This window comes from Pseudarthrobacter sp. RHLT1-30-1, assembly GCF_059383415.1.
Genome location: NZ_JBWZCG010000011.1, coordinates 23,873 through 36,377, shown reverse-complemented (window position 1 = coordinate 36,377; position 12,505 = coordinate 23,873). Strand labels below are relative to the sequence as shown.

Annotated in this window: 8 protein-coding genes; all 8 read left to right on the top strand. The window is 62.1% G+C overall.

Annotated elements, in window-relative coordinates:
* Positions 1–41: 41 nt before the first annotated feature.
* Positions 42–3,128, top strand: a complete 3,087-nt coding sequence (locus AC50YM_RS09885) for a helicase-related protein (RefSeq protein WP_494956772.1) — start codon at positions 42–44, stop codon at positions 3,126–3,128.
* Positions 3,125–6,574: a type ISP restriction/modification enzyme gene (locus tag AC50YM_RS09880; RefSeq protein WP_494956771.1), complete on the top strand. Its 3,450-nt coding sequence runs from the start codon at positions 3,125–3,127 to the stop codon at positions 6,572–6,574. Before AC50YM_RS09885 ends, AC50YM_RS09880 begins: the two co-directional genes overlap by 4 nt.
* A gap of 460 nt (positions 6,575–7,034) precedes the next feature.
* Positions 7,035–8,321: a hypothetical protein gene (locus AC50YM_RS09875; protein WP_494956770.1), complete on the top strand. Its 1,287-nt coding sequence runs from the start codon at positions 7,035–7,037 to the stop codon at positions 8,319–8,321.
* Positions 8,322–8,885: 564 nt separating this feature from the next.
* A complete protein-coding gene (locus tag AC50YM_RS09870; protein WP_494956769.1) occupies positions 8,886–9,653 on the top strand; it encodes a hypothetical protein in 768 nt (255 codons plus the stop codon).
* Between the two features lie 350 nt (positions 9,654–10,003).
* Entirely contained in the window at positions 10,004–10,972 is a 969-nt protein-coding gene (gene istA, locus AC50YM_RS09865) for an IS21 family transposase (RefSeq protein WP_494956768.1), read from the top strand.
* Positions 10,941–11,087, top strand: coding sequence for a Mu transposase domain-containing protein (locus AC50YM_RS09860; protein WP_494956767.1), 147 nt, complete (start codon positions 10,941–10,943; stop codon positions 11,085–11,087). The genes istA and AC50YM_RS09860 overlap by 32 nt, the downstream gene beginning before the upstream one ends.
* Positions 11,087–11,236 (top strand): hypothetical protein, encoded by a 150-nt coding sequence (locus AC50YM_RS09855; protein ID WP_494956766.1) that lies wholly within the window; start codon positions 11,087–11,089, stop codon positions 11,234–11,236. Before AC50YM_RS09860 ends, AC50YM_RS09855 begins: the two co-directional genes overlap by 1 nt.
* Positions 11,233–12,051 (top strand): IS21-like element helper ATPase IstB, encoded by an 819-nt coding sequence (gene istB / locus AC50YM_RS09850; RefSeq protein WP_494956765.1) that lies wholly within the window; start codon positions 11,233–11,235, stop codon positions 12,049–12,051. The genes AC50YM_RS09855 and istB overlap by 4 nt, the downstream gene beginning before the upstream one ends.
* The last annotated feature ends 454 nt before the right edge of the window (positions 12,052–12,505 follow it).

Genomic DNA, 12,505 nt, shown 5'->3' with positions numbered 1-12,505 from the left:
CGAATAGAGTTCTAGGGCAGGTCGGATTCGAGGGGGAACGCGTGGCGTCATCAGAGCAATTCATCGTAGACAACACCGACGAGGACTGGAAAGCACTCCAGTACCTCCGCGAGTGGTGCGACATTAGCTCGGCGATTGACATCGCCACCGGGCACTTCGAGATCGGAGCCTTTCTCTCACTTGACGGTGCTTGGCAGAAGGTCGACAAGATACGGCTCCTTGTAGGAGGCGAGACGAGTCGCACGACGGCGGACGCTATTGCCGCTGCGCTCGACACTTCCATCATTGTCGAGCGACAGACCGGCGACACCTTCCTCACGGGAATCGAGGCCGTGGTCGAAGGCATCCGGAGCGGCAAGATCGAGATCCGCGTTTACAAGCCGAAGAAGTTCCATGCCAAGGCGTACATCACGCACAGCAAGCTAAAGGTGGTCGGATCAGCTGCCTTGGTCGGTTCCTCCAACTTCACGCGCCCGGGCCTGACCCAGAACGTCGAGCTCAACGTCAAATTCCAGGGACCCGAGGTCGCCGAACTACACGCCTGGTATGAGCAGCACTGGGGCGAGGCCGTTCCCGTCAACGAAGAATTACTCGCCGTCCTGGAGCACAACGCCCGCGAGTTCACGCCTTTCGAAGTGTACGCCAAGGCCCTCCACGCGCTGACAGCGAACGTGGATCCCACCGACAAAAGTTGGGAGGAATCCGAGTCGGTCATCTATCCGATGCTTGCGCCTTACCAACAGGAAGGCTTCCACAGCTTGATCGAAATGTCGCGGCGCTGGAACGGCGGTTTCCTCACTGACGGCGTCGGACTTGGCAAGACGTTCGTGGGTCTCATGCTCACCGAGTACTACGCCGTGCGACACCGCAAGAATGTGCTCATTATGGCGACCAAAACGGGGCAGGACGCGGTTTGGAACCCCGAGCTGAGGGATAAGCTGCCGGAACTATTCGGTCAGTTCTCAAACGTCCTCGTGCGAGCTCACACGGACCTCACCACCAAACAGGGCAGCGACGAGATTGAGCACCTTGCAAAGCGGGCTGACGTCATCATTATCGATGAGGCCCACAACTTCCGAAACCACGGCAAGGCGCCGACTGAGGAGAATCCTTGGGGCTCGCGCTGGTGGCGTATGCAAGAGATCTGCAAGGGCAAGACCGTCTACTTGTTGACCGCCACGCCGATCAACAACACATTCTTCGACCTCGTCCACCAGGCAGAGCTTTTTACCGGGGTCGACGCCGACGACCACTTCGCAAGTATCGGCATCAACAGCCTGCGCAAGTACACAGTCGAACTAGAAAAACCATTCAAGAGCAGTATCCCTGACCACGCCGCTATCGCGGCGTTGATGGCGAAGGACAAGCTCTTTCAGTCGATCCTCCATCAGAATAGTCGCCGATACGCAGTCGAGAGCTCGAAAGTGGCCGGCGGAGCGGAAGTGGTATTTCCGGAGACGCAGGTTCCCCGGGTCGTCCCGTACGACTTCGGAACGCTCTACGCCCCTCTGTTTACCGAGCTTCAGACCGCCTTCAGCCGCGCCACACCCCTCTTCATGTTGCCAATGTACTACCCCTTGGCGTTCTCAAACAGCAAGGACGTTGACACGATCGCGGAGAACCGACAGCGCCAAGTGGTCGCGCTAATCCGAACGATCTTCCTCAAGCGGTTCGAGTCGAGCCTCGCCGCGTTCGCGGGGTCATGTCTCGATCTGTCGGCAAAGGTGCTCCATTGGCTGGACGTCAATACGAAGGTCAACCCTAGTGAGGAGAGCCGGCTTGCCGAGTGGCGGTTGGACAACGAGCTGACGCTGAAGGATATCCACGACAGGTACCGCTCGACGCTCGAAGAGGTCTGGCACGAGGAGGACCTCACCGAGGAGGAACTCGAGGAGCTTGAGTACAACCTTGTCGGCGGAGACTACAGGTTGCAGGAAATGATCGACGCTGCCTTCGAGGATCTCGATCAGCTGGTTCGATTCATGGACCTGATCCTCTGCGGCGCCGGTATTGACGATAAGTATCTCCGCCTTCGTGACCTCCTTCTGGAGCCGTCGAAGGAGCGCAAGAAGACGCTCGAAAAGGACGTATTTACCCCGGAGTTCCGCACGCACAAAGTCATCGTCTTCACTGAGTTTGCGGATACTGCCCGCTACCTCGAAGAGCGGTTGAGGGAGGACGGTCTCACGGAGGTCGACCGCATTGACGGTAGCCGCGGCAAGAATCGCTTTGCGATGATCAAGCGATTTGCCCCCTTCTACAACAAAGTCTCCAGGGAAGATCGCGAGAAACTCGCACCGCTGCGTGTCCTGATCTCGACGGATGTACTAAGCGAGGGTGTAAACCTCCAGGACGGCTCGCTCCTCGTGAATTACGATATTCACTGGAACCCCGTACGCCTGATGCAACGTATCGGCCGCGTCGACCGGCGCATGACCCCAGCTATCGAAGCCGAACTGGTCAAGGAGAAACCGTCGGAGAAGAAGACGCGCGGGCACATCCAAATCCGCAACTTTCTGCCTTCTGCTGAGATCGAGGCGCTCCTCACGCTCTATAACCGCGTGCAGAACAAGACCCTTATGATCTCCACGACTCTGGGTATCCCAGGCGGCAAACTCTTCGATGAGTCCGACATCTTCGACGACGTCAAAATGTTCCAGGCATTCAAGGATGAATACAACGGCGACATCGCTCCCATCGAGGAGTTGCGCCTCAAATGGCTGCAGTTGGCGACGGACGACCCAGGTCTCGAGGACTTCGTAGCGCGGCTCCCGAACGGCATCTCTACCGGGAAGGCCGGCGAGCCGTCGGGGGTCTTCTTGTGCCGCCGAATCCCGGTGCTCACCAAGGCACACGAAGACGACACCGATGCCAACTGGACCATTGATCCTGGCGAAGTGGAGTGGGCAATTCGCACGCCCGACGGTATCGAACGGGCCCTGCTCTCAATCGAATCGGCGATCGCCGCCGAACCGGCAACTCCTCGTCAGCCATTTGGCGACCGGTCCAAGCTGCAGTCAGCCCTTCGCGAGTTCGAACGCGACGAGACAAAGCGCCTTCGCAAAGTGACACAGTTGCCACTCGACGCTCCCGCCCCTAAAACAATCTGCTGGATAGAGGTCCGATGAGCATCAATCAAGATGGCGTCCGCAAACTGCTACAGGCTGCGCCGAAGTCGGCAGACCATCTGGTCGACCTTCTTCATAATGGGCTCAACTGGCCAATCCCGGACGGCCTGTCGTGGGCCGATATTCAGTTGGAGTGGGAGCCTGAAGAACTGCATCTCGACCCGGAGAAGGTCGCCAAGCTCAAACAGATCTCGCAGATTCCGCCGCTTACGAAGGACCAGAAGTTCGGCGTCTTCGTACTGGACTTTGAGGGTGGTCGCCTACCGGTCGGGGCCATCCGGCGCCTCGTCCAGAGGCTAGTTAAGAACGAGCGTGCCCGCAACGGCAGCGGAACTCACGCCCAATGGTCTCTGAACGACCTTCTGTTCTTCTGCCTTTCGGAGGGCCAGGAAAAGCTTCTTCATATCGTTAACTTCCGTGAGAAGGATGGGAAGCGCGTTCTGCGCGTCCTTTCCTGGAGTCATCAGCTGACGAGCGCACGTCTTGACTTGCTGATGCGTCGAGGTGTGCCGGACCTTGCCTGGTCCCCGTTGGTCGGTCCCAAAATTGTGTCCGGTCCAGACTTTGGGCAGGGCTTCCACGGCTATCGCGAAGGTCTCAAGTCCGCCGCCGCACTCTCGCGTAGAATGGCAGAAGTTGCCCAGGATGTCCGCGATGAAATCCGTGCACTTTACGAAGTCGAGACTAATGGCGGGCCGATCCGTGCCCTGTTCGACGAAGTTCGTGACCAGCTTCTCGGAAACCTCACCCCCGCGCGCTTCGCTGACGTATATGCCCAGACTATGGTCTATGGGCTCCTCACTGCCCGAATCGCGCACGCCGAGGAGTTCAAGCTCGAGCAATCAGTGTCGATGTTGAAGTTCGACAACGAGTTCCTCGATGCCATCTACTCGCGCTTCCGCGATGATTCCGACGGCGTCATCGACGTCGATGAGCTCGGCCTCAACGAGCTGGCGGAGGAGCTCGCTGCAACCGATGTCGATGAGTTGCTCGCAGACTTTGGCGCCGACAACCAGCGAGACGACCCCGTCGTCTACTTCTACGAGGAATTCCTGGCGCAGTACGACCCGCAACAACGCCGCGATCTGGGCGCCTTCTACACGCCTCTACCGGTGGTTCGCTACATCGTCAAAATCGTAGACGATGCCCTAAAGTCATTCGGGCTCCCGCTCGGAGTTGCCGACTCGACTACTTGGGCGGAATATCTCGAGACGCACCCCGAGATCGAGCTTCCGAAGCTGGCAAAGCCCGACGATCCCGTCGTCTCGATGTTCGATCCTGCCAACGGCACCGGCACCTTCCTCGTCGAGTGGATTCGCCAGGCACGGCGCAACGCCGGAGACGTCGGAGAGGCGGCGGCACTCGCACACGCATCTGCGTGCGAGATCTCCTTGGCCTCCTACGCTGTCAGCCACCTAAAGGTCTCCCTCGACATCTCCGAGAAGCTTCGTGAGAAGACGCGCCTGCCGATCTACTTGGGGGACACCCTCGGTCGAAAGCATCCCCACGTCGTCGAGGAGCTCGCCGATCCGATCAGCACGGAGGGGGCTCATGCCGACGAGGTCAAGTTCGACTGGAACCACAACGTCCTGATCGGCAATCCACCCTATGACCGGGTAGAGAGCACCGGCACTGGGGGATTCGTCACCGCTCCGAGGGACGGCTCGTCCCGGTCTCTCTTCGACGACATCTTCGACGACGCGAAGAAGCACGTCATCTTCAGCGCCCACGCGAGCCTTTACAACCTCTACGTTTACTTTTGGCGCTGGGCGATCTGGAAGGTCTTCGAGGAGAATGATGGCCCGGCTGTCGTCTCCATGATCACGGCCTCCTCGTGGCTAAGCGGGCCCGGATTCCTCGGACTCCGCCGGCTCGCACGCGAAGTTGCCGATGAGATAGTGGTGCTCGACCTTCACGGAGACAACAAGGGGACCCGAAAAGACGAAAACGTCTTTGACATCGAGTCTCCGGTCGCCATAGTGACACTAGTCCGCCGTGGAAGGGGCGACCGGACAACGCCTGCACCCGTTCACTATGCGAGCTCTCGGGGTTCCCGCTCAGAGAAGCTCGCCGCACTCATCGACCTGGCCGCTGGCAAGGCGAGCCTCGATTTGGCCGAAGCTAGCACGGACTGGCACGCATCTTTTATCCCCGCCTCTGGCGGAGCAGATTGGGCGTCCTACCCGAAGCTCGTGGACCTGTTCCCTTTTCAGCAACCCGGAATGATGATCAACAGGACCTGGCCCGCGGCCCCGGACCGAGCTGTGTTGGAGCAGCGCTGGAGTGAGTTCGTGATGACCAGTGTGCCAACTGAGCGTGCTCGCTATTACGTGACGCCGAGCACCGGTCGGCGGATTACAACGAATGTTGCGGGGATGCCCCCTCTCGCCGGGCTCAATGCGGGCGATTCGCATGAGCCGATCGTCAGGTTTGGAATGCGGTCGTTCGATCGGCAGTGGATATTCAACGACCCCCGGCTGATCGCACTCGAGCGGCCGGCGCTCTGGGCTTCTTTGACCGACAAGCAGATCTTCCTGACGACGATGACCACGACCAGTTTAGGAAGCGGGCCGGCCGCAACATTGACTACCGCGGTCCCGGACAAGCACTTCTTCAGCGGCCGCGGTGGCAAGGACGTCGTTCCGCTTTACCGCGACGCCAAAGGCACACCCAATGTCAATCCCAACCTCCTCTCCCTGTTGACGCAGCTGCACAGGGCGGCGGCTCCCGATGCTGGGAGCGTGACTGTCGAACGGCTGTTCGCCTACACTTTCGGAGTCCTCGCGGGCACCGATTACAGCGAACGCTTTCAAGAGGCCCTAGCGACTCCCAGCCCGCGAGTCCCGCTAACCGCCGACCCGGAGTTGTTCGAGCGTATGGTCTTGCATGGCGAGAAGTTGGTTTGGTTGCAGTCCTTCGGGGAACGATTCGGCAATGCCACCCTTCCTCTGACCGGCATCAAGTGGAAGTCCGAGCCGACCCGGCTCCCTGCGGCAAAGTCGGATGTGTCCTTCGATGCGGCCGCGGAGACGCTCCGCATAGCTGACGGGGTACTGACCGGAGTCCCCGAGGCTGTCTGGCAGTTCGCGGTTAGCGGGATGGACGTTATCCCTAAGTGGCTTGGCTACCGGATGGCCAAGCCCGCCGGACGAGCCGCCTCCAGCGACTCGCCGCTCGACTACATCAGGCCGACAGCCTGGTCGCCGGAGTGGAGTGTCGAGCTCGTGGAGATCGTCGCCGCAGTCAAGGAAACGCTGGCTTTGCTGCCTAAAGGTGTTGCGCTCCTTGAGCAGATCGTCGCGGGTCCGCTGATCAGCGCCGATGAACTGCCGCCTGTTCCCGATTCACTTCGCAAGCCCCCGAAGGCAGGCGCGAGCACCGACGACGCACCGTTTCTGTTCGACGACGGCATGCTTCCGGAAACTCAGGGCGAGGTAGTCTTCTGATGACTATCGAGCCCAACCTCTCCGCCAAGTAGGGCCTCGACCGCCGGGCTAAGCATTGTCGCGCCTGGCCCGGGCCCCGACCTCGTGTGCAAAGGCAACGCAGATCCGGCCCCGGTGGTCGCGGTTCATGAACGGCTCGTAAATACACCGACCAGGTTACGTAATCCGAGGGCGGGAAGCCATCCAGAGGCGGAGTCCTCCGACCGATTTGGCAGCTCATCGTGGTTTCTGGTGACGCAGTGGGCTCTGAGGAGCGCCCAGGGGACCAGGAGCATGTACGGCGCGCCCACGTGCAGCACAGACGTGCCGAGAGACAAGCTATTGCTGATCCCGTCGAGAAGCTGCCCCATGCCGAGTTCATCGATAGATGGGCGGGGGTGACATTGCTCGGCTGCACCGATCCTGAGGACTCCGAAGTGGCGCCCGCCCTGCCAGGACCGGCGTGTGTGAAGATGTTGGGATGACCGACATTGACCGTGAAATCTCCCTATACGTCGACGGCAGAAATGCCTTGGTGGCAGGCGACCCGACAGCAATTGCCGAGCTGTTCCGAAAGCTTGACGTCAAAGAAGAGGCCAGATCGAACCTGGGCTCAGGGTTGGCCGATCTGCTTGCCGGCCTGGCTGGGGCGGCTGCGACTGCTATGGCGGCAAGTGCCGAGGGAAACTCCTTCCACATGACTCCGGAGTCCTACGCTCGGTACCTGGAACTCATCGGGTCCACCAAGGAAAAAGTGGGGATCGTCGCCGGTGTGCTACGCCAGTCCGATGGCCGGATCGACACCATCATCGAACTGGTGGGCTCCTCACCAGTCAACCCTGTCGCGGCCGCGAACGTGCATATCATGGCCGCAACTTTGGCGATCCGCGTGGCCCTCAGAGACCTCGATACCCTCGTTCAGGCTGTAGACGCGAAACTGGACACGATCGTCCGGGATAACCGTGACGAGGCGCTCGGTAATGTGCAGGGCACGACCCACATCCTGGACAAGGCATTTGGGTACTTCGAGGACACCGGCCGGCTTAACGACGCCCTTTGGGACCAAGTATCGGGACAGGCGGCCGCGCTTGCCCAGGCGCATGCCGGAGCCCTCAACCACTTGAACACCATTGCCGACGGTCTCGCCGTCAAGAACCTCGGCAAGCGGGTGGGTAGCGCCGAGGCGGCAGCCAAGGGCGAACTGAAGCACTGGCTGGTCATCGCGGCTGTGGCTCTCACAAACATGGTTCGGATGGACTCCTTGGAGGCTGTCCGCAGCGCGCATGACGGACCGGATTCCACTGCTCACTCCCGTCACATCGCCAAGTCTCGGGAGCGGCGAATGGCAAGCACCACCGAGGCACTTCAAAATCTGTCCGACGCCGTATCGGCGGCAGTGGACGTCGATACGTTTACCCGCGTCACGAATCCCATGGAGATGGCCAGGCTCTACACCGCGGCCGAAGAACTTCAGCGGTTGCTGCGGATCTTTAGTTCGAACTTCAACATGCCGGAGGCCTCGACTATCAAGCGCACCCAGTGGCACGAATCGGTACTGCGCTTGGGCCAGAAGGCTACCGGGGCGGTGGCGGGTGCCGCCGTTGCTGTTGCCGACGGAGTGGCTTCAGTTCCAAAAGCGATCGGCGGAGCTGTCGAAGACACCATCCTGCATGTAGCTCGAGGGATCGAGGAGCGTAGAGCGGTACCCGAAGCGACTACAGATACGGAAATTGGATCTGAGACCGGAGATGCGGCGATCACTCGGTAGCCACGTCGTTTGTTTCGCGGTGACCTTGCAGCAGTAACGGCGGGGCGCCTGCGGGCACGCGGAGACGGACAGATGAACTTCACGACCGGCGGCAGCAGGTTCTCGGTGATCTGGGCGCCGAACTGGCTGGCGCCAATTACGAGCACGGCCTTTCGGGCAGTTGTTGCGGGCTGCGGTGGTCGTGGCCGTGGAGTGGGCGCGCATGCCCGGGGACTTCGGCGGACGCGGCAGCGATGCGCGGGCGCTGGAAGACGCCGTTCGCCAGGACCAAGTTCGCTGCCGCGAAGAGACCGCCCGCGGTTTCCACTCTGAAGGGACCTCCCGCCCTGGCAATCCGATTGGCCTCCGTTCGCAGTTGCACCGGCGCGGCAATCCGCTGCGGTGTCGGGGGCCTGCTCCGGGGCTGGCAGACAAGGCCTCGCACCGAAGCGGCGGGGCTGGTCGGCGCCAGCGCCAAGGGCTCGCTTCCCCCAAAGTGCGGGACACTGGAAGTCCCGAACCACGAAAGCGGGCCACCGTGATAAGTCCCCAGCAGTCTGCCGATGCCTTCACCCCGCTGACTCCATGGGACTGAGTGCAGTCGGCGCCGCCGACCATCTCGATCCGCTGCTGTATCCGTGGGACCCGCCCGTGGCCTCGGGTGTCATGGACGGCAATGAATTCCGTCCCCTTGGGCTTTCAGCGGGACTGGATGAAGCCCTCGCCCAAGCCGGCGCGGCACCGCTGGAAGTCCGTTCCCTGGTCGTCTCCATCGGCTCGAATTCAAGCGCCGACGTGATGCGGCGGAAATTCGCCAGCTACCACCAGCCCGTCAGCGCGGTCCTGCCGGTGGTCCGGGGGCAGCTCCACAACATCGCCGTCGGCCACTCCGCCCACGTGAGCAAGGCCGGGTATATCGCTGCCGCCCCGTATCCAAGCAAGGGGGAGTGCACAGCGGTCTGGCTTTCGTGGCTGGACGACGTCCAGCTGATGGCCCTCGACGAAACGGAGCCCAACTACCGGCGGGTCCGGCTCGGCGGCGAAGCCTACCCGCTCGTTGCGGAGCACGTAGAACGTCCGGAGGAGTCTTCGCTGTTTACCTCGCGCTGGGGCGTGCTGACCGACGGCGACGGCGGGAAGCTTCCCTTCCTCGACCAGCCTGCCCTCTTCGGGCTGCTCGCCAGTAGCGGCACCGGGTACCTCCTGGACGAGGGGCAGTCCGTGTTCGACAGGCCGCCGGAGCTTGTTGCCGAGCAACTAGCGATCCCCTCGGTCCAGGCATGGGCCAGGGAGTGGTTCACCTTGGCCGGCCTCACCGCACCAGTGGACTTCGACGGGCTCTGCACGGGGTAGCCGCCCCTCGGGAACGTCGCCGTCACCGGGCGGTGCTGTTCCCGGCGATGTGCTGCGCAATGTACTCGGCATCCCGGCCCACACCCGCCACGATGGACGAACCGTGCCCGGTCAGCCACGGCAACCCGTTCCGGCGGCGGTGCCCACATGCCGGTGGCGGCAATATAGCTGTCGAACATAGGCTTCATCCGCTGGTATTAAGCCGCCTCGACCAGACCCAGACGTTCCGGAAGATTATCACTTAAGACGAGGGCGCCGTCGTTGGCTGCTTCCTGTTAACGCCAACCGAAAATAGGGCCAAGAACGCCAACTGAAAATAGGGCCACCGACCATTATGGAAGGTGACCAATTTGGATGATTGGGCTGAGATACGCCACCTGTTTTCGACGGGCAAGCACTCGAAGCGTGAGATCGGCAGGATCGTGGGGGTTTCCCGCGGAACGGTGGACCGTGCGCTGGAATCGGACCGGGCGCCGAAGTATCAGCGGGCCGCCGGCGTGTCGAGTTTTGATGCGTTCGCTCCCAGGGTCCGGGAGCTGTTGGTGAAGACGCCGACGATGCCGGCCGCAACGCTCGCGGAGCGGGTGGGCGGGTCCGGGTCCGCGTCGCTGTTCCGGGCGAAGGTCGCCGCAATCCGGCCCGAATACGCTCTTCCGGACCCGGCCGACCGGCTGGTCCACGAGCCGGGATTCCAAGTCCAGTGCGATCTCTGGTTCCCGCACGAGCCGCTGCCCATCGGTGCAGGCCAGAACGACACGCCGCCGGTACTGGTGATGACTTCGGCGTTCTCGGGATTCATCCAGGCACGGATGCTGCCCTCACGGACGACACCGGACCTTCTGGGCGGAATGTGGACTCTGCTCCAGGATGCGCAGGCGGTTCCGTCCCGGCTGTTGTGGGACAACGAGTCCGGCATCGGCCAGCGCCGACTCACGGAACCGGTAGCCGCGTTCGCCGGATCCCTCGGGTTGGAGATCAAGCTGCTGCCGCCGCGGGATCCGGAGTCCAAGGGCATGGTCGAACGGATGACCAGGTTCTTCCGGCAACGCTTCATCCCGGGCCGGGACTTCCGTTCACCCGCGGATTTCAACCGCCAGCTGGAGGACTGGCTGCCCAAGGCTAATCACCGGTACTCCCGGTCCCGCCACGGACGTCCTGACGAGCTGATCGTGCTGGACCGGGAGAGGATGCGGGAACTGCCGCCGGTGAGCCCGGAGAACATGTTCCGGAACGCGGTGCGGCTGCCGCGGGATTTACTACGTGCGGGTGTTCTCCAACGACTATTCCGTGGACCCGTCGTTCATTGGGCGGATCGTTGATGTCACCGCTGACCTGGACACCGTCTGGGTCACCCATGACGGCGCCATCATCGCCACCCACTGGGCCCGGCATCTGGTGGTGACCGATCCGCCCACGTGGCCCGGGCGGCGGTGATGCGCCGGGACTTCCGGACCCAGCGGGACCCCCGCGCCGGCCCCGAACCGCCAGAATCTGCGCAGGTGCGGGATCTGGCCGCCTATGACGAGATCTTCGGCATTGACCTCGGCCAACAGCCGGCCGGGCTGCTGGAGACGGCGTCATGACCGGGACACCGTCACAGATCGAGTACTACGCCCGGGCTCTGCGCGCACCACGGACCAGCGACGGGTTCCGCCGGCTCGGGGACCAGGCCCGAGACTCCGGCTGGTCGCACGAGGAGTACCTGGCAGCTGTCCTCCCCCGGGAAGTCTCCGAACGCGAAGCCTCCGGCGCGGCGACACGGATCAAGGCCGCAAGGTTCCCCGCGCACAAGGACCTCGAGGACAACTTCGACCACCAACCCTCGGCGGACCGGAACCTCATCGCCCACCTGGGCACCGGCGTGTTCCTCTCCGAAGCCAAGAACGTGGTCCTGCTTGGACCACCAGGCACCGGCAAAACCCACCTCGCGGTCGGCATCGGCATCAAGGCAGCCAAGGCCGGACACCGGGTCCTCTTCGATTCCGCAACCGGCTGGGTCGCCCGCCTGCAGGAGGCTCATTCCCGCGGGAAACTCGACCAGGAACTGGTGAAACTACGCCGCTACAGCCTGCTGGTGGTCGATGAAGTTGGCTATATCCCGTTTGACCAGGACGCCGCGAACCTGTTCTTTCAGCTGGTCTCCAGCCGCTATCAACACGCGTCCATGATTCTGACGTCCAACCTCCCCTTCGCCCGCTGGGGCGACGTATTCGGGGACCTGACCATCGCCTCGGCCATGATCGACCGGGTCGTCCACCACGCCGACGTCATCAGTCTCAAAGGCAACAGCTACCGGCTCAGAAAACACCAGCCCGCCGCCAGTACAGCACAACAGAACCACAACCCCGTGGCCCCGTTTTCAAATGGCACTAATGGCCCTATTTTCGGTTGGCGTTAACACTTCCAGATGGCCGTGCAGCCGGACGCCCCCCGGCCGAGGTCCCGCGGGCGGTGTCGTGGCCGCCGTCGACGCCGAGACACCAGCGGGGATCAACATGAAGCGCCCGTCGAAGTGGCCGGGTTCGACATCACGAGCGGAGTAATGCCGCCCGTGGTGGACTGAGCGATCCAATCGATCCGTCCCTTGGCTCCCCGGATCACTCCGCTGAACTAGCCGTCTTTGTGAGCAAGCTTGAGCAAGCTCTCAGAAATGAGCGCATCAGGGAGGACAATGCAGAGCGTTTGGCCGCGTCCTATCTGGACATAGTCCAAGATCTACGCCGCGTTCGGCTCATCTTGCGAGCTGGCGCATGGAAGCGTGAACAAGCCACTGAACAGCGCACCGGCTCGACAAAATCCAAGCCTTCTACACCGGTGTAGAGGTGTAGCTCCGGAACGAGGCCACCCCGGAA